This window comes from Agromyces intestinalis, from assembly GCF_008365295.1.
Lineage (GTDB): Bacteria > Actinomycetota > Actinomycetes > Actinomycetales > Microbacteriaceae > Agromyces > Agromyces intestinalis.
In genome coordinates this window covers 539,869-562,551 of record NZ_CP043505.1, presented here as the reverse complement: position 1 = coordinate 562,551, position 22,683 = coordinate 539,869, and the positions used below count along the sequence as shown (strand labels likewise).

The following is a 22,683-nucleotide window of genomic DNA, read 5'->3' as shown; positions in this document are numbered from 1 at the left end:
GCTGCCGTTCCCCGGCAGTCGGCGGGTCTCGGTCGTGATCGAGCGGGCCACGCATCTCGCCCGGGCGAGGGCGCGGCGGGCCCGGCTCAGATCATCCAATGCCAGTCGTGCACGCCGCGGGCGGCGTCGGCGGTGGCGTGCGACAGCGGCTTCACGACCGCGGGAACGCCGACCAGCAGCGAGTGCGCGGGCGCGCTCTTGGTGACCACCGCGTTCGCGCCGACGGCGCTCCATGCGCCCACCGTGATGTCGCCGAGGATCTTCGCTCCGGCCCCGACCGTGACGCCGTCGTCGAGCGTCGGGTGCCGCTTGGTGCCGGGCGGGGTGTTGCGCGGCGCCTTCCCGCCGAGGGTGACCCCGTGGTAGAGCATCACGTCGTCGCCGACGACGGCCGTCTCGCCGACGACGACGCCCATGCCGTGGTCGATGAAGAACCGACGGCCGATGGTCGCGCCGGGGTGGATCTCGATGCCCGTCAGGAACCGAGCGACCTGCGAGATCAGCCGTGCGGGCAGCCGGAACCCCGCCCGCCAGAGCCGGTGCGTCAGCCGGTACGTCCAGATCGCGTGCAACCCCGAATACGCGAGGAAGACCTCGAGTCCGCTGCGCGCGGCAGGATCGTGCGCGCGTGCGGTCGCGAGGTCTTCCTTCAGGCGGGTGAGAATCGGCACCCGACCAGTCAATCAGACGATCAACTCATCGGACGATCAGCCGAGGAGGCCTTCGTACAGCACCGTGGAGAGGTACCGCTCGCCGTAGCTGGCGACGATGACGACGATCGTCTTGCCGGCGTTCTCGGGACGCTTCGCGAGCTCGAGCGCCGCGTACACCGTCGCACCCGACGAGATGCCGCCGAGGATGCCCTCTTCTCGGCCGAGTCGGCGGGCGGTGGCGACGGCCTGGTCGATGTTCACGTCGATGATCTCGTCGTAGACGTCGCGGTCGAGGATCTCGGGGACGAAGTTCGCGCCGATGCCCTGGATCTTGTGGGGGCCGGGTGCGCCGCCGTTCAGGATCGGCGATTCGGCCGGCTCGACGCCGACGACCTGCACACCGGGCTTGCGCTCCTTCAGCACCTGGCCGGTGCCGGTGAGCGTGCCGCCGGTGCCGATGCCCGACACGAAGATGTCGACGCCGCCGTCGGTGTCGTTCCAGACCTCTTCCGCGGTGGTGCGGCGGTGGATCTCGACGTTCGCCTGGTTCTCGAACTGGCGGGCGAGGATGGCGCCGGGGGTCTCGGCCGCGATCTGCTCGGCGCGCGCGACCGCGCCCTTCATGCCCTCGGAGCCGGGGGTGAGCACGAGCTCGGCGCCGTAGGCCTTCAGCAGGGACTTGCGCTCGGCCGACATGGTCTCGGGCATTGCGAGGATGACCTTGTAGCCGCGCGCGGCGCCGATGGCGGCGAGCGCGATGCCGGTGTTGCCGCTCGTGCCCTCGACGATGGTGCCGCCGGGCTGCAGCGCGCCGGATGCTTCTGCGGCGTCGACGATGCCGACGCCGAGGCGGTCCTTCACGCTCGCGGTCGGGTTGTAGAACTCGAGCTTGGCCAGCACGGTCGCGCCGGCCCCCTCGGTGAGACGGTTGAGCCGCACGAGCGGCGTTCGGCCGAACGCTCGGGTGATGTCGTCGAAGATCTGCGCCATGAGCGGGACCCCTCCTCGGGTCGGAGCGTGCAAGTGGTCTCAGCCTAGGAGCGACGGCGGAGCTGGTCGACTGTGCGTTACATTCCATTTCGTGAATGCATCGGATGTCGCGGGCCCGCGTCGCGGCGAGGGGATCCCGCTGCGCACGGCGCTGGTCGAGGCATCCGACCGGTTGCGCGAGGCGGGCGTGCCCGATCCCGACGTCGATGCCGAGTTGCTCGCCGCGCATGTGCTCGATCTGTCCCGTGGGGGAGTGCAGGCGAAGGTCGTGCTGGGCGCGGTCATCGATGCGGTGGATGCTGCGGAGCTCGCCGCCCTCGTCGCGCGTCGCGCGGCGCGCGAACCTCTGCAGCATGTGACGGGGCGGGCGCCGTTCCGCTCGCTCGAGCTGCTCGTGGGGCCGGGCGTGCTGGTACCGCGCCCCGAGACCGAGCTCGTGGCCCAGCTGGCGATCGACGCGCTGCGCGCGGTGCCCGAACCCGAACCGGTCGCGGTCGATCTCGGCACCGGCAGCGGCGCGATCGCGCTCGCCCTGGCCACCGAGGTGCCGCACGCGCGGGTGTTCGGCGTCGAGCTCTCGCCCGAGGCGCTGGCGTGGGCGCGTCGCAACGTCGAGCGGGTCGGCGCGCCGGGCCTCGAGCTCGTCGAGGGCGACCTGGCAGACGCGCTGCCCGAGCTCGACGGCGCGGTGTCGGTCGTGGTCTCGAATCCGCCGTACGTGCCTGCCGCGATGGTGCCGGCCGACCCCGAGGTGCACCGGTTCGACCCGGCGGTCGCGCTGTACGGCGGCGAAGACGGGCTGGACGTGATCCGGGTGCTGTCGCGCCGCGCGTTCGTGCTCGCCCGGCCCGGCGGGGTGCTCGTGATCGAGCACGCCGAGCACCAGTCGGCGCCGATCGCCGACCTGCTGCGCGCCGACGGGTGGCGCGCGGTCGCGCATCACCGCGATCTGACAGGTCGCGACCGCGCCACGACCGCGCTGCGCTGAGCCGGCGCGCGCCGCCGCCCAGCGCGCGACCGGTGCACGCGACCGGTGCACGCGACGGGTGCGCGTGCTGCCCGGCAGCCCTACTCGCCCGTCGCCCGCCGCTTCGCACGCGCTGCGCGGATCGCCTGCCGCTCGACCTTTCGGGCGTCGCGCAGCCGCTTCTCGGCCTCGCGGATCGCCTTGCGCGCCTCGCGCACGTTGCGGTCGTCGGCGACGTCGGCGTCGGGTTCGGACAGCGGCGGCGGGGCGGGGGTGCCGTCGCGGTGCGTCGACACGTACTCGGCGATGCCGTCGAGCACCCGCTCGAAACCGAAGGCGAGCGGGTCGTCGCCGTGGCGGAACACGCCGGCGTCGACGGCGCGGCGCAGCGACGGGAACTCGTCGGCCGTGACCAGCGCGTCGAGAATCGAGTCGCGCGCGTCGTCGATCTGCTGCGGGTCGACGCCTGCGGCACCGGCGGCGTCGCGGTAGGAGCGTTCGATGACGCCCTGCCAGCGCACCTGGCCGGTGATGAGCAGCATGATCGCGACGCGCTCGTCTTCCGTCACCGGCAGGGCGGCGAGGGTCTCGAGCATCGCGTCCATCCAGGCGAGGTTGTTGGGGGTCACCGGGGTGCCCTCGATGGGGATGTCGAGCAGCCACGGGTGCGCCGACGACTGGGCGAGCTGCGCGCGCGCGACATGGCGGATGCGCCCGCGCCAGTCGTCGGGCGCCAGGTCGGGGTCGGGCTCGGGGGGCAGGGCGGTGCCGTACTCCTGCATGAGGGTGATGAGGTCGTCTTTCGCGGTCACGTAGCGGTAGAGCGACATCGTGGTGTAGCCGAGGGCCTGGGCGACGCGGCTCATCGACACGGCGGCGAGCCCTTCGGCATCGGCGATCTCGACGGCGGCGTCGACGATGCGCTCGAGGCTCATCTCGCGCTTGGGCCCGCGCTGCGGGTTGGCGGCGACGCCCCAGGCGAGGGCGACGCCGCGCGGCAGCTCCAGCTCGGCGGCGGGTTCGCTGCGCGCGCCGGTGCGGACGCCGGCACGGTCGGCGGGGGAGTCGGCGCTCATCCGGGTCCTCTCGGTGCGGTCGGCATACGGTGTTGCATCCATCCTAGAACTGTGTATTACTTAAACCGTGTGTGGATGCCATATACAGTTTACGACCTACACGAGAAAGGCGCGACCATGACCCTCGCGATCGACGCGCGCGGCCTCGGCAAGCGGTTCGGCACGGCCGAGGTCCTCGACGGACTCGACCTCGCCGTCGCCGAAGGCAGCGTGTTCGCCCTGCTCGGGCCGAACGGCTCGGGCAAGACCACGACCATCAACATCCTCACGACGCTCGTACGGCCCGACCGGGGCGCCGCGTCGGTCGCCGGCTGCGACGTGGTGCGCGACCCCGACGGCGTGCGAGCGCGCATCAGCCTGACCGGTCAGTCGGCTGCCGTCGACGAAGCGCTCACGGGCCGCGAGAACCTCGTGATGCTCGGCCGGCTCTCGGGGCTCGGTCGGCGCGCGGCCGGGCGGCGCGCCGACGACCTGCTCGACCGCTTCGAGCTCGTCGACGCGGCCGGCAAGCGCGTGTCGACGTACTCGGGCGGCATGCGGCGCCGGCTCGACCTCGCGCTCAGCCTCGTGGTGGCGACACCCGTGCTGTTCCTCGACGAGCCCACAACCGGCCTCGACCCGCACAGCCGGCTCGAGCTCTGGCGCATCATCGGCGAGATCGCCGCTGCGGGCACCACGGTCTTCCTCACCACGCAGTACCTCGAGGAGGCGGATCGGCTCGCGAACCGCATCGCGGTGCTCGACGGCGGCCGCATCGTGGCCGAGGGCACCGCCGCCGAGCTCAAGTCGACGGTCGGCGGCGACGTGGTCGAGCTGCGCGGCGCCGACGACGAATTGCTCGCCGAGCTGCCGACCGACGGCAGCGTGCACGGGCTGCGCGCGGCCATGGACGAACTCGATGGTCTCGAGGCATCCGGTCGCACCGGATCGCACGTCGCGATCCGCCGCCCGAGCCTCGACGACGTCTTCCTCACCATCACGGGCGCCGGGCGCAGCGCAGACCGAAGCCGCGCAGACCATCGCCTCATCGAAACGAAGGGCTGACCATGACCACGATCGCACCGGCCGCGACGCATCCGGCCGCCGCATCCGCCGCCGCGCCTCCCGCGGCCCGCCCGCGCCCGCGCGCGCTGACCGCCGAGTCGGTCTTCATCCACCGCAGCCTGCTGCACTCGCTCCGCGACGGCGAGGCGCTGCTCATGGCCATCCTGCTGCCGACCATGCTCATGCTGCTGTTCACGTTCGTGTTCGGCGGAGCCCTCGACCCGTCGGGCGGCTACGTCGACTACGTCGTGCCCGGCATCATCCTGCTCTGCGCGGGGTTCGGCGCGAGCTCGACGGCCGTGTACGTCGCGCGCGACATGTCGACCGGCATCATCGACCGGTTCCGCACGATGCCGCTGCGCGCGGGGTCGGTGCTCACCGGACACGTCGTCGCGAGCCTCGCGCGCAACCTGCTCGCCACCGCCGTCGTGATCGTCGTGGCGCTGCTCGTCGGCTTCCGCCCGACCGCCGGCTTCGGCGAGTGGCTCGCCGCGATCGGGCTCATCGCGCTGTACATCTTCGCGATCACCTACCTGTTCGCGGCGATCGGCCTGGCCGCCGGCAGCCCCGACGCGGCGAGCGGCTACGGCTTCATCCTGCTGTTCCTGCCTTACCTCTCGAGCGCGTTCGTGCCGGTCGAGACGCTGCCCGGCTGGTTGCAGTGGGTCGCCGAGCACCAGCCGATCACCCCGATCATCGAGGCGATCCGCGGGTTCCTGATGGGCACGCCGATGGGTGATTCGCTCTGGTGGGCGCTCGGCTGGTGCGCCCTGATCATCGCGTTCTCGGCCTGGTGGGGCGCGTGGCTCTTCCGCCGCAAGGCGGGTCGCCGATAGCGATCGGATGCCTCGGGCCGGATGCCGCGGGGATGCCCCCATGGATGTCTCGGACGCTCACGCGTTCCGGGGCATCCGTCCGGGTTGCGGCCGATCCGGGGCACTAGAATCGTGCGGTCATGACTGCGATCTACGACTGCGCCGACGAGTCCGCGCTGCTGAAGGGCATGCGCCTCGCGCGCGGTGCGATCGGCCGCGGCGAACTCGTCGTCATCCCGACCGACACCGTCTACGGTCTCGCCGCCGACGCGTTCAGCGCGGCGGCGGTGCAGCGACTGCTCGACGCCAAGGGCCGCGACCGCACCGCGCCGCCGCCGGTGCTCATCCCCGGTCTGCCGACGCTCGACGCGCTCGCGACCGAGGTGCCCGATGCGGTTCGGGCGCTCGTGGCCGAGTTCTGGCCCGGCGGGCTCACGGTCATCCTGCGGGCGCAGCCGTCGCTGCAGTGGGATCTCGGCGAGACCCGTGGCACGGTTGCGCTGCGGATGCCCGACCACCGCATCGCGCTCGAGCTGCTGAGCGAGACCGGCCCGCTCGCGGTCTCGTCGGCCAACCTGTCGGGGCTTCCCGCGGCGACGACCGCCGCCGACGCGCACGAGATGCTCGGCGAGTCGGTCGCCGTCTACCTCGACGGCGGCTCGGCCGGCGACGCGTACGAGGCCGTCGGTGAGCGACCGGGTGACCGCTCGTCGACGATCGTGGACGCCACCGCGGTCGGCTCCGGCGGCGGGCTGCGGATCCTGCGCGCCGGGGTCATCACGCGCGCCGAGCTCGAGCGGGTGGTCGGTGCCGACGCATTCGAAGCGGATGCCGCGGAGCCCGCCGCGGCCGACGGCGAGGCCGAGGCATCCGCATCTTCCGAGGCATCCGATGCCGGAGCGGAGCCCGACGCCTCATGACCCTGTTCATCGCGCTCGCGCTGCTGGCCGCACTGGTGAGCTTCGTCGGCTCGGTCGCGGTGTGGCGCCTGAGCCTGAAGTACCGGCTGTACCCCAAGATCCGCGAACGCGACGTGCACACGCGGCCGACGCCGCGGCTCGGCGGCATCGCGATGTTCGTCGGCATCCTCATCGCGTTCGGCGCGGCGTGGGTGGTCTCCTCGCTCGGATCCACGCGCTTCTCGAACATCGCCATCATCTTCGAGAACCCGGCGCAGGTGCTTTCGATCCTGGGCGCGGCACTGCTCATCGTCCTGCTCGGCGTCGCCGACGACCTGTGGGACCTCGACTGGATGACCAAGCTCGCCGGCCAGTTCATCGCCGCCGGGCTCGTGGCCTGGCAGGGCGTGTCGATCGTCTCGCTGCCGATCGGCGGCATCACGGTCGGCTCGTCGTGGATGAGCGCCACGATCACGGTGTTCACGATCGTGCTCGTGATGAACGCCGTGAACTTCATCGACGGGCTCGACGGGCTCGTCGCCGGTGTCGCGCTCATCGCCAACGGCACCTTCTTCATCTACAGCTACCTGCTCGTACAGCAGACCTCGCCGTTCAACTACTTCAACCTGGCCTCGCTCATCGCGGTGGTGCTGGTCGGCGCGCTCGCCGGATTCCTGCCGCTGAACTGGCACCCGGCGAAGCTGTTCATGGGCGACGCGGGGGCCCTGCTCGTGGGCCTGCTGATGGCGACCTCGGCGATCGCCGTGACCGGGCAGATCAACCCCGGCGCGGTCGGCTTCAACCAGCTCTTCGCCGCGTTCATGCCGATCATCCTGCCGTTCGCGATCCTGATCATCCCCCTGCTCGACTTCGGGCTCGCGGTTCTCCGGCGGCTGCGCGCCGGCAAGTCGCCGTTCTCGGCCGATCGCAAGCACCTGCACCACCGGCTGCTCGACATGGGGCACTCGCATCTGAACGCGGTGCTCATCTTCTACGGGTGGACGGCGGTGGTCTCGATCGGGTGCCTGCTCACCTACGTGTTCCCGGTCTACTTCCACATCAGCGCGCGGTGGGCGTTCCTGCTCATGGGCATCGGGTTCGTCGTGTGCGCCGCGCTCACGCTGGCTCCGCTCGGGCGCCGCAAGCGGCTCACCGTCGCCGCGGAGGAGCGACCGAGGGTCGACGGGTCGACGGCCGACGAGCTCTCGGGCGCAGCCGAAGGCCCCGTGGCATCCGACGCATCCGACCCATCCGCCGTCCCCGCCGGCGCCCAACCGCCCTCGGTAGACTCAGCCGAGCCGAACCCAGGAGCCCGATGACCGAGCCGACCCACCTTCCCGCCGACCGGACGCCGACCTCGAATCCGGTGCTGCGCCGCGCCCTGCTCTGGGGCGGGCTGCTGGCCGGAGTGATCCTCGTCGTCGCCGGCATCCTCGGCCTCGTGTTCGCCGGGGTCGAGGGCCTCGTGAGCGCGGTGATCGGCACCCTCATGGCCGTGGTGTTCATGGGCATCACGGCGGCGAGCATCCTGCTCGCCAACCGGTTCTCGAGCAGCGACCTGTTCGTCGGCGTCTTCTTCGGCATCGTGCTCGGCGGCTGGCTGGCGAAGTTCGTCGTCTTCATCGTGCTCGTGCTCGTGCTGCGCGACGCCGACTGGCTGAACGGCACGGTGCTGTTCCTCAGCATCGTCGCGGGCGTGCTCGCTTCGCTCGTCGTGGACGTGCTCGTCGTCGCGCGATCGCGCCTGCCGTATGCGAGCGACACCCAGCTGCCGCCCGCGCCCAGCGACGACTGAGCGCCCTCGCCAGACCTGGTGAGAGCGCCCGTGCGCGGCTGAATTCGTCCGCGCGTAGAAGTCTTGCTAGAGTACTCGTGATCCCCGACGGTTTCCGCGCTCGTCCGCGCTGGGCGGAAACCTGTGCCGATATTCGTCGACGCGAGAGCCCTGCTCCACGCCCCGATACAGGAGATAGCGCTGCTAGCTAACGCTGTGAACCTGCTGGTTCAGACTGCAACCGATGATGGTGGCTTCCACGCTCCGTCGATCTTCGAATTCTTCCCCGAGGTCGTGCTGTTCGAGGGCACCCCATTCGCGATCAACCGCATCATGCTGGTGCGTTTCGTCGCGGTCATCGCCCTCCTGCTGATCTTCTGGCTGGGCACTCGCCGCATGAAGGTGGTGCCGGGGCGCTTCCAGAGCGTGGTCGAGTTCGGTCTCGACTTCGTGCGCGTGAACATCGCCGAAGACCTGCTCGGCAAGAAGGACGGCAAGCGATTCCTGCCGATCCTCATGACGATGTTCTTCATGATCCTGTTCATGAACCTGACGGGTGTCATCCCCGGCCTGAACATCGCCGGCACCTCGGTCATCGGCGTCCCGCTCGTGCTGGCGATCGTCTCGTACATCACCTTCATCTACGCCGGCATCAAGAAGAGCCCCGCGGGCTTCTTCAAGAACGCGCTGTTCCCGTCGGGTGTGCCCATCTTCGTGCTGCCGATCGTGGCGATCATCGAGCTCATCTCGACCTTCATCCTGCGTCCGGTCACGCTGACCCTCCGACTCCTGATGAACATGATCGTCGGGCACCTCCTGCTCGTGCTGTTCTTCTCGGCCACGCACTTCTTCCTGTTCGGCCTCGGCGGCTGGTGGTCGGCGCTGGCCGCGGGCAGCTTCGCCTTCGGCTTCGCCTTCACCTTGTTCGAGATCCTGGTCGCACTGCTCCAGGCCTACGTCTTCACGCTCCTCACCGCGGTCTACATCCAGCTCGCGGTCGCCGAGGAGCACTGAGCCCGGGCATCCGCCCGAACCCGTCCCCTAAGAAAGGAAACCCAACGTGGACGCAACCACCGTGCTCGCTGAGATCAGCGGCAGCATCGCGACCGTCGGCTACGGCCTCGCGGCGATCGGCCCGGCCATCGGCGTCGGCATCGTCGTCGGCAAGACGATCGAGGGTGTCGCCCGTCAGCCCGAGCTCGCCGGCCGCCTCCAGGTCCTGATGTGGATCGGCATCGCCTTCACCGAGGCGCTCGCGTTCGTCGGTATCGCGACCGGCTTCATCTTCGGCTTCTGATCCGCCCGCTCCAACCGAGGAGGCAATCGTGCTTCACGCAGTCCTGAGCGCTGCAACCGAGGGGGAGGCGGAGGCGAACCCCAACCCGCTGCTGCCCGAGGTCTACGACCTCGTGTGGTCGGCGGTCATCTTCGCCATCCTGCTCGTCTTCTTCTGGATCTACGTGCTCCCGCGACTCCAGAAGCTGCTCGACGAGCGTGCCGAGGCCATCGAGGGCAACATCGCGAAGGCCGACGAGGCGCAGCGCAAGGCCGAGGCGGCACTCGAGGAGTACACCGCCCAGCTCGCCGACGCGCGCGCCGAGGCGGGCAAGATCCGCGAGACCGCACGCGAAGACGGCAAGAAGATCGTCGCCGAGGCGAAAGAGCAGGCGACCGCCGAGGCCGCTCGCGTCACCGCCGGCGCGCAGGCGCAGATCGAGGCCGAGCGCCAGTCCGCGCTCGTCACGCTGCGCAGCGAGGTCGGCACGATCGCGATCGACCTCGCCTCTGGCGTGGTGGGCGAGACGCTCACCGACGACGCCAAGGCGAAGGCCGTGGTCGACCGCTTCCTCGCCGACCTCGAGGCCGCAGACGCCGCCGGAGGGAAGAAGTAGTCCATGGGTAGCGCCACGAGAGAGGCCCTGGCCGCCTCGCGAGCCGCGATCGGCCAGGCCGGTACCGCCGACCTGGCGGTCGCGAGCGACCTCCTCGCCGCGGTCCGCGTGATCGGCACGTCGACGCAGCTGCGCTCGGCACTCACCGACAACGAGGTGGATGTCTCGCGCAAGCGCGCGCTCGTCGAGGGCGTGTTCAGCGGGCGCATCGCGCCGGCCGCAGCCGCATTGCTCGTCGACGCCGCATCGAAGCGCTGGTCGAGTGCCGGGGACTTCCTCTCGGGCGTCGAGCAGCTCGGCCTGCGCATCGCCGCCGACGCGGCCGGAGACACCGACATCGACGCCGAGCTCTTCACCTTCGAGCGCACGGTGGCCGCCGACTCGGGGCTCGAGCTCGCACTCGGGTCCAAGCTCGGCTCGGCCGAGGCGAAGGCGGCGCTCGTCGACCGCCTGCTCGCCGGCAAGGCGGCCCCGGCCACGGTGGTCATCGCGCGGCACCTCGTGCAGGATCCGCGCGGCCGTCGCATCGGCGAGATGCTGCGAAGCGCGGCATCCGTCGTCGCCGACCAGCGCGGCTTCGACGTGGCGACGGTGACCACGGCCGTTCCGCTCGGCCCCGACCAGCTCGCGCGCCTCGAACGGGGCCTCGCGGCCCAGGCCGGCCGGCGCATCCGCTTCGACACCATCGTCGATCCCGCCCTGGTGGGCGGGGTCCGCGTGCAGATCGGCGACGACGTCATCGACGGCAGCGTCGCCAGCCGTCTCAGCTCGCTGAGGCAGAAGCTTGCCGGCTGACGCCGGACGACAACGACCGGCGTGCTGCGCCGCGACACACCCGTAGCTGTACAAGCGGTACAGAAAAGGAAAGAACCATGGCAGAACTCTCCATCAGCCCCGATGAGATCCGTTCGGCTCTCTCGGAGTTCGCCCAGGCCTACGAGCCGGGCGCGGCGCAGAAGACCGAGGTCGGGTACGTCACCGACGCGGCCGACGGCATCGCCCACGTCGAGGGTCTGCCCTCGGTCATGGCCAACGAGCTCATTCGGTTCGCCGACGGCACGCTCGGCCTCGCGCTGAACCTCGACGAAGACGAGATCGGCGTCGTGGTGCTCGGCGAGTTCACCGGCATCGAAGAGGGCATGGAGGTGACCCGCACGGGCGAGGTTCTCTCGGTGCCCGTCGGCGAGGGCTACCTCGGCCGCGTGGTCGACCCGCTCGGCAACCCGATCGACGGCCTCGGCGAGATCACCGGCATCGAGGGCCGCCGCGCCCTCGAGCTGCAGGCGCCCGGCGTCATGCAGCGCAAGAGCGTGCACGAGCCGCTGCAGACCGGCATCAAGGCGATCGACGCCATGATCCCCGTCGGTCGCGGTCAGCGTCAGCTCATCATCGGCGACCGCCAGACCGGCAAGACCGCGATCGCGATCGACACGATCATCAACCAGAAGGCGAACTGGGAGTCGGGCGACCCGAACAAGCAGGTTCGCTGCATCTACGTCGCGATCGGCCAGAAGGGCTCGACCATCGCCTCGGTGAAGGGTGCGCTCGAGGACGCCGGCGCGATGGAGTACACGACCATCGTGGCGGCTCCGGCCTCCGACCCGGCCGGCTTCAAGTACCTCGCGCCGTACACCGGCTCGGCCATCGGCCAGCACTGGATGTACGACTCGAAGCACGTCCTCATCATCTTCGACGACCTGTCGAAGCAGGCCGAGGCCTACCGTGCGGTGTCGCTGCTGCTGCGCCGCCCGCCGGGCCGCGAGGCGTACCCCGGCGACGTCTTCTACCTGCACTCGCGTCTGCTCGAGCGTTGCGCGAAGCTCTCCGACGACCTCGGCGCGGGATCGATGACCGGATTGCCGATCATCGAGACCAAGGCGAACGATGTCTCGGCATACATCCCGACGAACGTGATCTCGATCACCGACGGCCAGATCTTCCTCCAGTCCGACCTGTTCAACGCGAACCAGCGCCCCGCGGTCGACGTGGGCATCTCGGTGTCGCGAGTCGGCGGCGACGCGCAGGTGAAGTCGATCAAGAAGGTCTCGGGCACGCTGAAGCTCGAGCTGGCCCAGTACCGCTCGCTCGAGGCGTTCGCGATGTTCGCGTCCGACCTCGACGCGGCCAGCCGCCGGCAGCTCGCGCGCGGCGCCCGCCTCACCGAGCTGCTCAAGCAGCCGCAGTACTCGCCCTACCCCGTCGAGGAGCAGGTCGTCTCGATCTGGGCCGGCACGAACGGCAAGCTCGACGAGGTCCCCGTCGAGGACATCCTGCGCTTCGAGCGCGAGTTCCTCGACTACCTCGGCCGCAACACCGACGTGCTGACGGTGCTGCGCGACACCAACGTGCTCGACGACGACACCGTCGCCAAGCTCGAGAGCGGCGTCGACGCGTTCAAGCTCGAGTTCCAGACCGGCGAGGGCAAGCCGCTCGCCTCGGTCGGGCGCGAGGAGTTCACGGCGATCGCCGAAGAGGACGTCAACCAGGAGAAGATCGTCAAGGCTCGCCGCTAGGCGACCGCGACGGTCAGCTGACTCCAGGGATACAGGAGAGACATGGGAGCGCAACTTCGGGTCTACCGGCAGAAGATCAAGTCTGCCCAGACGACGAAGAAGATCACCAAGGCGATGGAGCTCATCGCCGCCTCGCGCATCCAGAAGGCGCAGGCGCGCGTGGCGGCATCCACGCCGTATTCGCGGGCGATCACCCGTGCCGTCTCGGCGGTGGCGACGTACTCGAACGTCGACCACGTGCTGACGACCGAGCCCGAGAAGATCGAGCGCGCGGCCGTCGTGATCCTCACGAGCGACCGCGGCCTCGCCGGTGCGTTCAACTCTCAGGTGCTGCGCGAGGCGGAGGAGCTCTCGGAGCTGCTCCGCTCGCAGGGCAAGGAGGTCGTGTACTTCCTCGTCGGGCGCAAAGCGGTCGGATACTTCCAGTTCCGTCGCCGCGCCTGGGAGCGCAACTGGACCGGCAGCTCGGAGAACCCCGAGTTCGATCTCGCGAAGGACATCTCCGACGCGGTGCTCGAGGCGTTCCTGCGCGATGCGTCCGACGGCGGCGTCGACGAGATCCACCTCGTCTACAACCGGTTCGTCAGCATGATGACCCAGACCCCCGAGGTCGTCCGCCTCCTGCCGCTCGAGGTCGTCGAGGGCGTCAGCGAGCCCGGCGACACCGTGCAGCCGCTCTACGAGTTCGAGCCCGACGTCGAGACCGTGCTCGACCAGCTCCTGCCGGTGTACATCGAGAGCCGCATCTTCAACGCGCTCCTGCAGTCGGCTGCGGCCAAGCACGCCGCGACGCAGAAGGCGATGAAGTCGGCCAGCGATAACGCCGACAACCTCATCACCGACTACACGCGCCTCGCGAACAACGCGCGTCAGGCCGAGATCACGCAGCAGATCTCCGAGATCGTGGGCGGCGCCGACGCGCTCGTCGCCGCCAAGTAGCAATCCAGAAAAGAGAAGCAGAATGACTGACACCGCAACTGCGCCGGTCGCCGCCTCGACCGGCGGCGCCGTCGGCCGCATCGCCCGCGTGACCGGCCCCGTGGTCGACATCGAGTTCCCGCACGACTCGATTCCCGAGATCTACAACGCGCTCCAGACCGTGATCACCATCGGCGACGAGAGCACGACGCTGACGCTCGAGGTCGCGCAGCACCTGGGCGACGACCTGGTACGTGCGATCGCGCTGAAGCCGACCGACGGCCTGGTCCGCGGCCAGGAGGTGACCGACACCGGCGAGGCCATCTCGGTCCCCGTCGGCGACGTCACCAAGGGCAAGGTCTTCAACGTCATCGGCGAGGTGCTCAACGCCGAGCCGGGTGAGACGATCGAGGTCACCGAGCGCTGGCCGATCCACCGCAAGCCTCCGGCCTTCGACCAGCTCGAGTCGAAGACCCAGCTCTTCGAGACCGGCATCAAGGTCATCGACCTGCTCACCCCGTACGTGCAGGGTGGCAAGATCGGCCTCTTCGGTGGTGCGGGCGTCGGCAAGACCGTCCTCATCCAGGAGATGATCCAGCGCGTGGCGCAAGACCACGGCGGTGTGTCGGTGTTCGCCGGTGTCGGCGAGCGCACGCGTGAGGGCAACGACCTCATCCACGAGATGGAGGAGGCGGGCGTCTTCGACAAGACCGCCCTCGTCTTCGGCCAGATGGACGAGCCGCCGGGGACGCGTCTGCGCGTCGCCCTCTCGGCCCTGACCATGGCCGAGTACTTCCGCGATGTGCAGAAGCAGGACGTGCTGCTGTTCATCGACAACATCTTCCGCTTCACGCAGGCGGGTTCCGAGGTGTCGACGCTGCTCGGCCGCATGCCGTCCGCGGTGGGCTACCAGCCGAACCTCGCCGACGAGATGGGCATCCTGCAGGAGCGCATCACCTCGACGCGCGGTCACTCGATCACCTCGCTGCAGGCGATCTACGTGCCGGCCGACGACTACACCGACCCGGCGCCGGCCACCACCTTCGCGCACCTCGACGCGACCACCGAGCTCTCGCGTGAGATCGCGTCGAAGGGTCTGTACCCCGCGGTCGACCCGCTGACCTCGACGTCGCGCATCCTCGACCCGCGCTACCTGGGCGCCGACCACTACCGCGTGGCGACCACGGTCAAGCAGATCCTCCAGAAGAACAAGGAACTGCAGGAGATCATCGCGATCCTCGGTGTCGACGAGCTCTCGGAGGAAGACAAGATCACGGTGTCGCGCGCGCGCCGGATCCAGCAGTTCCTCTCGCAGAACACCTACATGGCGAAGAAGTTCACCGGTGTCGAGGGTTCGACCGTTCCGCTGAAGGACACGATCGAGTCGTTCGACGCGATCGCTCGCGGCGACTTCGACCACGTCGCCGAGCAGGCGTTCTTCAACGTCGGTGCGATCACCGACGTGGAAGAGAAGTGGGCGCAGATCCAGAAGGAGAACGGCTGAACATGGCCGGACTCAACGTGAGTGTCGTCGCGGCCGACCAGGAAGTCTGGTCGGGCGAGGCCACCATGGTGGTCGCGCGGACGGTCGAGGGCGAGATCGGCATTCTGCCGGGTCACGAGCCGATGCTCGCGATCCTCGCCGGCGGCGAGGTTCGTGTCACCCTGGCCGGCGGTGAGAAGATCACAGCGAGCGCCGAGGACGGCTTCCTGTCCGTTCAGGACGACGTCGTGCAGGTCGTCGCGTCGCGCGCGGCGCTGGCCTGATCGGAGCGGCCGGATGCAGGGGGAGCAGCCGATCGATCGCCAGTTCGGCGATCTCAGCGTGACGAGGCTCATCGTGATGGCGGGGCTCCCGGGCGCGGGCAAGTCGACGATCGGCGAGATCGTCGGCGCCCGGCTCGGGGCCGCCGTCGTCTCGGTCGATCCGATCGAGTCCGCCATTCTGACCGCGGGCATCGACGCCGACCAGCCCACCGGGCTCGCCGCGTACCTGGTGGCCGAGACGATGGCCGAGGCCGTGCTGCAGGCCGGCAAGTCGGTCATCGTCGATGCAGTCAACGCCGTCGAGGGCGCCCGGCTGCAGTGGCGGGGCCTCGCCGAACGCACCGGCGCGGTGCTCCGGGTCGTCGAGGTGGTCTGCACCGATGAGGACGTGCACAAGGAGCGGCTCGCCAAGCGAGTCCGCGATCTGCCGCACCTCGACGAGTTGACCTGGCGTGCGGTCGAGCAGAGCGTCGAGGGGTACGAGCGGTGGATCGGTTCCACCGCCGCGATGCCGCGTGTGACCCTCGACAGCGTCGAGCCGCTCGGCGTCAACGTCGATGCGGCCGTGCGGTTCATCACGGGCGCGTAGTGCTGGTACTGCTTCCGCCCTCGGAGACGAAGCGCGAGGGGGGTGACGGGGCGCCGCTGCGTATGGGGGCGTTGTCGTTCGCGTCACTCGGCCCGATCCGCGAACGAGTGGTTGACGAGCTCGTCGCTCTCGCCACCGATACGGACGCGACCCTGCGGGCATTGAAGCTCGGGCCGCGTCAATCGGGTGAGGTCGAGCGCGACCGGAAGCTGCGCAGCTCCCCGACGATGCCGGCGATCGACCGCTACACCGGGGTGCTGTACGACGCGCTCGACGCCGCCACACTCGACTCGAGCGCTCGCGCCTACGCGCGCGACCACGTCGCGATCCATTCGGCCCTGTTCGGCCTCGTGGGCGCGCTGGATCCGGTGCCCGCGTATCGGCTCTCGCACGACTCGCGCATCCCGGGCCTGCGGCTGAAGGCGGTTTGGCGCGAGGCGATCGCCCGCGCGATCGAGGCTCGCCCCGGACTCATCGTCGACCTGCGCAGTGAGGGGTATGCCGAAGTGGGCCCCCTGCCCGATCGCGGCGACGCCGTCTACGTGCGGGTCGTTTCGGTGGACGAGGGCGGGCGACGCCGTGCGCTCAACCACTTCAACAAGCGGGCGAAGGGTCTCTTCGTGCACGAGTTGTTGATCGGCGCGCCCGAGGGTCTCGCGACTCCGCGAGATCTCATCGAGTGGGCTGCCTCGCGGGGATTCGAACTCGGCGCCGCGACCGGCGAACGCTCGGGCGAGCTCGAACTCGTCGCCTGATCTCGGTCGCGCGGACGTCGGCTCAGCCGGCTCGCCAGCACCCCTCGAGGTGGTCGTCGACCATGCCGCACGCCTGCATGAGCGCGTACATCGTGGTCGGACCGACGAACCGGTATCCGCGGCGGCGCAGCTCACGGCTGAGCGCGGTGGACTCGGGAGTGATCGCGGGCACGTCGCCGAACGACACCGGATGCGTGTCACGCCGCTCGGGCGCGAACGACCACAGCAGCTCGTCGAGCGGCTGATCGAGGGCGAGGGTCGCGCGCGCGTTGCCGATCGTGGCCTCGATCTTGCCGCGGTGCCGGATGATGCGGTCATCGGCGAGCAGACGCTCGACGTCGGCCTCGGTCATCGCGGCCACGGCGTGCGGCTCGAACCCGCGGAACACCTCGCGGAACGCGGGACGACGACGCAGGATCGTGATCCAGCTGAGGCCGGCCTGGAACCCCTCGAGGCAGAGCTTCTCGAACAGGCGCACCGGGTCGTGCTGGGCGATACCCCACTCCTCGTCGTGGTACCGCTGGTACTCGGGGTCTCGGCCGCCCCATGAACAGCGCGCACGGCCGTCGTCGCCGACGATGAGGTCGGGGTGGGGAATCACGCTCATGCCGCGAACCCGATGCGCTCGTGGGCGAGCAGCCACACCTTCGTGGGCACGCCCTGGCCGCCCGAGTACCCGGTGATGCGGCCGTCGGAGGCGAGCACGCGATGACACCCGACGATGATCGGCACGGGGTTGGAGCCGACGGCGCCGCCGATCGCGCGCGCCGCGCCCGGGCGGCCGACCGCGGCGGCGAGCGCGCCGTACGAGATGGCCTCGCCCCAGCCGAGCCGGGCGAGCTGCTGCCACACCGCTCGCTGGAACGGGGTGCCGCCGAAGCGGACCGGCAGGTCGAACTCGGTGCGCTCGCCCGAGAAGTACTCGTCGAGCTGGGCGCGTGCGGCTTGGAGCAGCGGGTTGGGCCGCTCGGGCTGATCGTCATGGGGGAGCACGCCGTCGCGCTCGATGCTGAGGGCGGTGATCGCCGATTCGTCGGCGACGAGCTCGAGGCGCCCGATCGGGCTGTCGATTCGAATGAGGAACACGTCGGTCATGCTGCGAGGCTACCCGCGCCCACCGACCTCCACTGGCGGGAATCGGCCATCGCGAGGATCGGTCGTCGCACGGCCGTCTGGGGAGGAGGAGACGCGTGACCTCCTCCCCAGCGGCCCTCGCGACCGTCATCGCTCCCAGGTGGGGTGACCGCGCCGGAACGCGACCGCGCCGCCGCTGCACGATGTGCGGCATGACCGAGATCATCCGCGCCGGATCGGCGCACGACTTCCTCGCCCTCGTGCCGGCCATCGCCGGCTACCGCCCCGAGCGGTCGCTCGTCTGCGTGGCCTTCCGCGGCAACCGCACGGCGGGCCTCCTCCGGCACGATCTGCCGAAGCGGATCGCCGACCACGATTCGCTCGTCGGTCACCTCATCGGCACCCTCTGCCGGATGCCCGGCGTCGACGCGCTGGTGCCGATCGTGTACACGTCGAGCGGCTACGCCTCGACGAGGGCACGCAACGAACGTCGACTCCTCGACCGCATCCTGCACGACGCAGCGGAGGCGGGGTTCGAGGTGCGCGACGCGCTCCGCGTCGCGAGCGACGGGTGGGGGTCGGTACTCGATCCCGACGCACCCGCGTCGGGGCACCCGTTGGAACTCATCGCGACCGCGCCGGCCGCCGCCCGCGGTGCGGCGGCTTCGGCTTCCCGCGCACGCGACGGCGCGGCGCTGCCGCGACCCGATGCCGGGTATCGACGCGAGGTGGCCGAAGCGCTCGACGCCTTCGGCGAGGTGGGCCGACGCGACGCGTTCGGCCGGTACGGCATCGGGCGGCGGCTCGAGGCCGCGCTCGATGCGCTCGGGGACGCGACGGACCCTGTCGTCCTCGTCGAAGTCCTCGCGCGATGCCGGGTCGGTGAGGCGCGACCCGAGGAACGGCCCGAGGCGCTGCTCGTGGGCTGGCTCGCCCACCTCGCCGAGGCCCCGCGATACCGCGACGCGATGATGCTGCAGTTCGCGTTCGGCGCCCTCGTGGGCGAGACGGCCTTCGAGTTCGGCCTCGATGGGCTCGGCGACGTCCACGACGACGTCCACGACGTGGAGGGCACGCGAGACCTCGACTACGAGGCCGCGATGGTCGACGCATACGAGCCCTCGACGGCGCTGCTCGGCGATCCCATGCCGGCGCGGCTGCTGCTCGGTCTCAGCACGGTGCGCCCCGATGCCGACCGGGTCGAACGGGCGATCGCGGTGCTGCGGCTGGCGCTCGCGCACGTCGATCCGAGCAGGAGCGCGGGCCTCGCGTGCATGGCAGCCTGGCTGTCGTGGACCCTGGGGCGCGGCACGGTGGCCGCCGCGTTCCTCGACCTCGCCGACCGCGGCGACCCCGGCTGCACGATGGCGGGCCTGCTGCGGGCCTACTTCGCCAGCGGGGCGCTCCCCGAGTGGGCGTTCCACGACGCGCTCGACCCGCGCGACGCGACGGCGAGGCCCGACCTGCCGGCGTCGGGCCTCAGTGCCCGGTGAGCGGCCCGATCGCACGTGCGATGAGCGATGGGCGGCCAGTCAGGCGTTCCTCGTGGTCGGCGAGCCCGGTGCCGAGCAGGCCCAGGTTCGCACCGGCCCAGCGCAGCGGTTCGGGCTCCCACAGCGGCGACCGGTGCTGCACCCACGGCAGTGCGGTGAGCTCGGACGATGCTCCGAGCACGAGGTCGGCGAGCGTGCGTCCCGCGAGGTTGGTGGTCGAGAGCCCGTCGCCGACATAGCCGCCCGCGAACCCGACGCCGGTACGCGCGTTGTAGCTCACGGTCGGGTGCCAGTCGCGCGCGATGCCGAGCGGGCCGCCCCACCGGTGGGTGATACGAGCACCGGCGGCGGCCGGGAACAACTCCGCGAGTGCGGCCTGCAGGTGGGCGAAGACCCGGTCATCGTGTTCGAACCGGGTGTCGAGGGTGCTGCCCCAGTGGTACCGGGCGCCGCGCCCGCCGAACGCGATGCGGTCGTCGGCCGTGCGCTGCCCGTAGACGAGCAGGTGGCGGTAGTCGCTGAACGTCTCGCCGTGGGCCAGGCCGATCTCGCGCCAGACGTCGGGCGAGAGCGGCTCGGTCGCGATCATGAGCGAGTAGATCGGCAGGATGCGCCGTCGCGCCCGCGGCAGCTGCGAACTGTATCCCTCGGTCGCGACGAGCACGTGCCTGGCCGAAACGGTGCCGATCGCATCGCTGCCGTCGAGCGCGCGGAACCGCACTCTACCGGCAGACCAGTCGAGCACCTCGGTGCGTTCGAAGATCGCGACGCCGAGGGCCTCGACCACCCGGGCCAGCCCACGCACCAGCTTCGCCGGGTGCACGCGAGCGCAGGCCGGGTCGTGCACCGCTGCGGGTGTGCGGTCGTCGACACCGCTCACGCCGAACCGGGCTGCCACGGTGTGCTCGTCCCAGTACTCCAGCCGGTCGACGCCGAACGACGCGGCCTCGTCGACGTCGGCCTGCGCGGCGCGGCGCTGGGCGCCGCTGCGGGCGAAGACGACGGTGCCGCCACGCACGAAGTCGCAGTCGATCCCCTCGGCAGCGGTCACTCGACCGACCTCGTCGACGGTGTCGACCATCGCCCGACGCATCGCGATCGCCGCGTCACGCCCGTGCGTGCGCTCGAGCGAGGCGGCCGAACGGGGGAACAGCGCCGAGCACCAGCCGCCGTTGCGCCCCGAGGCGCCGAAACCGGCGATCTCGCGCTCGAGCACGGCGATGCGCAGGTCGGGGTCGGCACGCTTCAGCGTGTACGCCGTCCACAGCGCGGTGAGCCCGCCGCCGATCAGGCAGACGTCGAACCAGGCATTCGCGGTGAGCGCGGTGCGCGGGCGCAGGGTGTCGGCCCCCGACGCCGCCAGCGAATCGAGCCAGAAGCTCGCCCGCCGTGCGGCATCGGAAGGGACCTGAGCATGAGCCGCGCGCCGCGTCAGAGCCGACTCCACGCCTCGGTGAGGACGCCGCGGAGGATCTGCTCGATCTCGGTGAACTCGCCCGGGCCGATCGTCAGCGGCGGCGCGAGCTGGATGACCGGGTCGCCCCGGTCGTCGGCGCGGCAGTACAGCCCCGCATCGAACAGCGCCTTCGACAGGAACCCGCGCAGGAGCCGCTCGGACTCGTCGTCGTCGAAGGTCTCGCGGGTCGCCTTGTCTTTCACGAGCTCGATGCCGAAGAAGTACCCGTCGCCGCGCACGTCGCCCACGATCGGCAGGTCGAGCAGCTTCTCGAGCTCGGCGCGGAACAGCGGGGAGTTCTCGCGGACCCGCTCGTTCAGTCCCTCCTCGTCGAAGATCGCGAGGTTCTCGAGCGCGACCGCCGCCGAGACGGGGTGCCCGCCGAAGGTGTACCCGTGGTAGAACGACGTGTTGCCGTGGGCGAAGGGCTCGTAGATGCGATCCGAGACGATGGTCGCCCCGATCGGCGAGTAGCCGCTCGTCATCGCCTTCGCGCAGGTGATCATGTCGGGCACGTACCCGTACGCGTCGCACGCGAACGTGTGGCCGAGACGCCCGAACGCGCAGATCACCTCGTCGGAGACCAGCAGCACGTCGTGCCGGTCGCAGATCTCGCGCACGCGCTGGAAGTACCCGGGCGGGGGCGGGAAGCATCCGCCCGAGTTCTGCACCGGCTCGAGGAACACCGCGGCGACGGTCTCGGGCCCCTCGAACAGGATCATCTCCTCGATGCGGTCGGCCGCCCAGCGGCCGAACGCCTCGAGGTCGTCGGCGGGCGCACCCATCTCGGCGGCACGGTAGAAGTTGGTGTTCGGCACCCGGAAGCCGCCGGGCGTCACCGGCTCGAACATCTCTTTCATCGCGGGGATGCCGGTGATCGCGAGGGCGCCCTGCGGGGTGCCGTGGTAGGCGACCGAGCGCGAGATGACCTTGTGCTTGGTGGGCCGGCCCTGCAGCTTCCAGTAGTACTTCGCGAGCTTGAACGCCGTCTCGACCGCCTCGCCGCCGCCGGTCGAGAAGAACACGTGGTTCAGGTCGCCCGGCGCCTCCTCGGCGAGCCGATCGGCCAACGTGATCGCCGCCGGATGCGCGTACGACCAGATCGGGAAGAACGCGAGTTCTGCGGCCTGCTTCGCGGCGACCTCGGCGAGACGGCGGCGACCGTGCCCCGCGTTCACCACGAACAGGCCGGCCAGCCCGTCGAAGTAGCGACGACCCTCAATGTCCCAGACGTGGTGGCCCTCGCCCTTGACGATGATCGGCACGCCCTGCTCCATCGTGGACTGGCGGGCGAAGTGCATCCAGAGATGGTCTCTGGCCTGCTGCTGGAGCAGCGCGGCATCGGTGGCATCGGTCATGGTTCTCGGTTCCTCACGGTTCCCCAGTTATAGAACTGCTTCTGCAGTTTCAGATAGACGAACGACTCCGTCGACTGCACGCCCGGGATCGACCGGACGCGTTCGTTCAGCAGTGCCATGAGCTGCGCATCGTCTTCGCAGACCACCTCGGCGAGCACGTCGAAACTGCCCGCGGTGAGCACGACGTAGTCGATCTCGGGGATCTCGGCGAGCCGGGCGGCGACCTCGCGGGTATCGCCCGACGCGCGAACGCCGATCATCGCCTGCCTCGTGAACCCCAGCTGCATCGGGTCGGTGACCGCGACGATCTGCATCACACCCGACTCGGTGAGCTTCTGCACGCGCTGTCGCACGGCCGCCTCGCTCAGCCCCACGGCCTTGCCGATGTCGGCGTACGAGCGCCGGCCGTCGGCCTGGAGCTGCTCGATGATGGCCTTGGACACCTCGTCGAGCTGCACCGGGCGCGACGGCGGTCGACCGGTGTTCGTCATGCGTCGATTGTGACAGTTCCGGATGCCTCGGGCAAGTGATTCCGTAGATGAACGGGGTCCGTAGCGACGGAATCCATTGCGTACAGGGCTCATGGCGGCGCATCCGGTCGCCTGAGCGCGATCGCACGGCGACCCTGAGGCCCGAGCGATGGCAGACTG

25 protein-coding genes are annotated in these 22,683 nt (G+C 70.2%); 17 read left to right on the top strand and 8 right to left on the bottom strand.

The annotated features are described in order from the left end of the window. Nucleotides 1–86 precede the first annotated feature (86 nt). A complete protein-coding gene (epsC, locus tag FLP10_RS02705; protein ID WP_149159467.1) occupies nucleotides 87–671 on the bottom strand; it encodes a serine O-acetyltransferase EpsC in 585 nt (194 codons plus the stop codon). A gap of 36 nt (nucleotides 672–707) precedes the next feature. Further along, nucleotides 708–1,643: a cysteine synthase A gene (gene cysK / locus FLP10_RS02700; protein ID WP_149159466.1), complete on the bottom strand. Its 936-nt coding sequence runs from the start codon at nucleotides 1,641–1,643 to the stop codon at nucleotides 708–710. A 91-nt stretch (nucleotides 1,644–1,734) separates the two neighbouring features. On the opposite strand from cysK, the gene prmC reads away from it, so the two are divergent. Continuing rightward, complete coding sequence (prmC, locus tag FLP10_RS02695; RefSeq protein WP_425457627.1) at nucleotides 1,735–2,631, top strand: peptide chain release factor N(5)-glutamine methyltransferase; 897 nt, start codon at nucleotides 1,735–1,737, stop codon at nucleotides 2,629–2,631. Nucleotides 2,632–2,711: 80 nt separating this feature from the next. Here prmC and FLP10_RS02690 read toward each other — a convergent pair whose 3' ends face one another. Further along, the gene (locus FLP10_RS02690) at nucleotides 2,712–3,686 is read right to left on the bottom strand and encodes a TetR/AcrR family transcriptional regulator (RefSeq protein WP_149159465.1); all 975 of its coding nucleotides are present in this window, start codon (nucleotides 3,684–3,686) and stop codon (nucleotides 2,712–2,714) included. A 117-nt stretch (nucleotides 3,687–3,803) separates the two neighbouring features. Here FLP10_RS02690 and FLP10_RS02685 point away from each other — a divergent pair, with 117 nt between their 5' ends. The 15 genes from FLP10_RS02685 (at nucleotide 3,804) to FLP10_RS02615 (ending at nucleotide 16,652) form a co-directional block, all read left to right on the top strand. After that, the gene (locus FLP10_RS02685) at nucleotides 3,804–4,730 is read left to right on the top strand and encodes an ATP-binding cassette domain-containing protein (protein WP_149159464.1); all 927 of its coding nucleotides are present in this window, start codon (nucleotides 3,804–3,806) and stop codon (nucleotides 4,728–4,730) included. Nucleotides 4,731–4,732: 2 nt separating this feature from the next. Then, entirely contained in the window at nucleotides 4,733–5,566 is an 834-nt protein-coding gene (locus FLP10_RS02680; protein WP_149159463.1) for an ABC transporter permease, read from the top strand. Between the two features lie 119 nt (nucleotides 5,567–5,685). Further along, nucleotides 5,686–6,465: an L-threonylcarbamoyladenylate synthase gene (locus tag FLP10_RS02675; RefSeq protein ID WP_149159462.1), complete on the top strand. Its 780-nt coding sequence runs from the start codon at nucleotides 5,686–5,688 to the stop codon at nucleotides 6,463–6,465. Beyond that, nucleotides 6,462–7,763: an MraY family glycosyltransferase gene (locus FLP10_RS02670; RefSeq protein ID WP_149159461.1), complete on the top strand. Its 1,302-nt coding sequence runs from the start codon at nucleotides 6,462–6,464 to the stop codon at nucleotides 7,761–7,763. The genes FLP10_RS02675 and FLP10_RS02670 overlap by 4 nt, the downstream gene beginning before the upstream one ends. After that, nucleotides 7,760–8,239 carry a Cg1360 family ATP-synthase-associated protein gene (locus tag FLP10_RS02665; RefSeq protein WP_149159460.1) on the top strand — a complete coding sequence of 160 codons (480 nt, stop codon included), beginning with the start codon at nucleotides 7,760–7,762 and terminating at the stop codon, nucleotides 8,237–8,239. Before FLP10_RS02670 ends, FLP10_RS02665 begins: the two co-directional genes overlap by 4 nt. 195 nt (nucleotides 8,240–8,434) lie before the next feature. Continuing rightward, entirely contained in the window at nucleotides 8,435–9,232 is a 798-nt protein-coding gene (atpB, locus tag FLP10_RS02660; RefSeq protein WP_149159459.1) for a F0F1 ATP synthase subunit A, read from the top strand. A gap of 46 nt (nucleotides 9,233–9,278) precedes the next feature. After that, the gene (atpE, locus tag FLP10_RS02655; RefSeq protein ID WP_067947113.1) at nucleotides 9,279–9,515 is read left to right on the top strand and encodes an ATP synthase F0 subunit C; all 237 of its coding nucleotides are present in this window, start codon (nucleotides 9,279–9,281) and stop codon (nucleotides 9,513–9,515) included. A 28-nt stretch (nucleotides 9,516–9,543) separates the two neighbouring features. Next, a complete protein-coding gene (locus FLP10_RS02650) occupies nucleotides 9,544–10,110 on the top strand; it encodes a F0F1 ATP synthase subunit B (protein WP_149159458.1) in 567 nt (188 codons plus the stop codon). A 3-nt stretch (nucleotides 10,111–10,113) separates the two neighbouring features. Continuing rightward, the gene (locus FLP10_RS02645; RefSeq protein WP_149159457.1) at nucleotides 10,114–10,905 is read left to right on the top strand and encodes a F0F1 ATP synthase subunit delta; all 792 of its coding nucleotides are present in this window, start codon (nucleotides 10,114–10,116) and stop codon (nucleotides 10,903–10,905) included. A gap of 77 nt (nucleotides 10,906–10,982) precedes the next feature. Next, nucleotides 10,983–12,623, top strand: a complete 1,641-nt coding sequence (gene atpA, locus FLP10_RS02640; RefSeq protein WP_149159456.1) for a F0F1 ATP synthase subunit alpha — start codon at nucleotides 10,983–10,985, stop codon at nucleotides 12,621–12,623. Between the two features lie 42 nt (nucleotides 12,624–12,665). Then, nucleotides 12,666–13,562 carry a F0F1 ATP synthase subunit gamma gene (locus FLP10_RS02635; RefSeq protein ID WP_149159455.1) on the top strand — a complete coding sequence of 299 codons (897 nt, stop codon included), beginning with the start codon at nucleotides 12,666–12,668 and terminating at the stop codon, nucleotides 13,560–13,562. 22 nt (nucleotides 13,563–13,584) lie between these two features. After that, a complete protein-coding gene (atpD, locus tag FLP10_RS02630) occupies nucleotides 13,585–15,045 on the top strand; it encodes a F0F1 ATP synthase subunit beta (protein WP_149159454.1) in 1,461 nt (486 codons plus the stop codon). A gap of 2 nt (nucleotides 15,046–15,047) precedes the next feature. Next, nucleotides 15,048–15,308, top strand: coding sequence for a F0F1 ATP synthase subunit epsilon (locus FLP10_RS02625; protein ID WP_149159453.1), 261 nt, complete (start codon nucleotides 15,048–15,050; stop codon nucleotides 15,306–15,308). Between the two features lie 13 nt (nucleotides 15,309–15,321). Further along, nucleotides 15,322–15,897 carry a P-loop nucleotide/nucleoside kinase family protein gene (locus tag FLP10_RS02620; protein WP_149159452.1) on the top strand — a complete coding sequence of 192 codons (576 nt, stop codon included), beginning with the start codon at nucleotides 15,322–15,324 and terminating at the stop codon, nucleotides 15,895–15,897. Further along, nucleotides 15,897–16,652 (top strand): YaaA family protein, encoded by a 756-nt coding sequence (locus tag FLP10_RS02615; RefSeq protein ID WP_149159451.1) that lies wholly within the window; start codon nucleotides 15,897–15,899, stop codon nucleotides 16,650–16,652. Before FLP10_RS02620 ends, FLP10_RS02615 begins: the two co-directional genes overlap by 1 nt. 22 nt (nucleotides 16,653–16,674) lie before the next feature. Here the strand turns inward: FLP10_RS02615 and FLP10_RS02610 are convergent, their stop codons facing one another. Together FLP10_RS02610 and FLP10_RS02605 are read right to left on the bottom strand one after the other, a co-directional pair. Next, nucleotides 16,675–17,259, bottom strand: coding sequence for a DNA-3-methyladenine glycosylase I (locus tag FLP10_RS02610; RefSeq protein WP_149159450.1), 585 nt, complete (start codon nucleotides 17,257–17,259; stop codon nucleotides 16,675–16,677). Then, nucleotides 17,256–17,747, bottom strand: coding sequence for a methylated-DNA--[protein]-cysteine S-methyltransferase (locus FLP10_RS02605; protein WP_149159449.1), 492 nt, complete (start codon nucleotides 17,745–17,747; stop codon nucleotides 17,256–17,258). The genes FLP10_RS02610 and FLP10_RS02605 overlap by 4 nt, the downstream gene beginning before the upstream one ends. A 191-nt stretch (nucleotides 17,748–17,938) precedes the next feature. Here FLP10_RS02605 and FLP10_RS02600 point away from each other — a divergent pair, with 191 nt between their 5' ends. Beyond that, nucleotides 17,939–19,219, top strand: a complete 1,281-nt coding sequence (locus tag FLP10_RS02600) for a DUF4192 family protein (protein ID WP_168209079.1) — start codon at nucleotides 17,939–17,941, stop codon at nucleotides 19,217–19,219. Here FLP10_RS02600 and FLP10_RS02595 read toward each other — a convergent pair. The 3 genes from FLP10_RS02595 to FLP10_RS02585 are packed head-to-tail and all read right to left on the bottom strand — an operon-like array spanning nucleotide 19,206 to nucleotide 22,524. Beyond that, the gene (locus tag FLP10_RS02595) at nucleotides 19,206–20,666 is read right to left on the bottom strand and encodes an NAD(P)/FAD-dependent oxidoreductase (protein WP_246150145.1); all 1,461 of its coding nucleotides are present in this window, start codon (nucleotides 20,664–20,666) and stop codon (nucleotides 19,206–19,208) included. The genes FLP10_RS02600 and FLP10_RS02595 overlap by 14 nt on opposite strands. After that, entirely contained in the window at nucleotides 20,651–22,033 is a 1,383-nt protein-coding gene (locus FLP10_RS02590; protein WP_149159447.1) for an aspartate aminotransferase family protein, read from the bottom strand. Before FLP10_RS02590 ends, FLP10_RS02595 begins: the two co-directional genes overlap by 16 nt. Next, entirely contained in the window at nucleotides 22,030–22,524 is a 495-nt protein-coding gene (locus tag FLP10_RS02585; RefSeq protein WP_149159446.1) for an Lrp/AsnC family transcriptional regulator, read from the bottom strand. Before FLP10_RS02585 ends, FLP10_RS02590 begins: the two co-directional genes overlap by 4 nt. Between the last annotated feature and the right edge of the window lie 159 nt (nucleotides 22,525–22,683).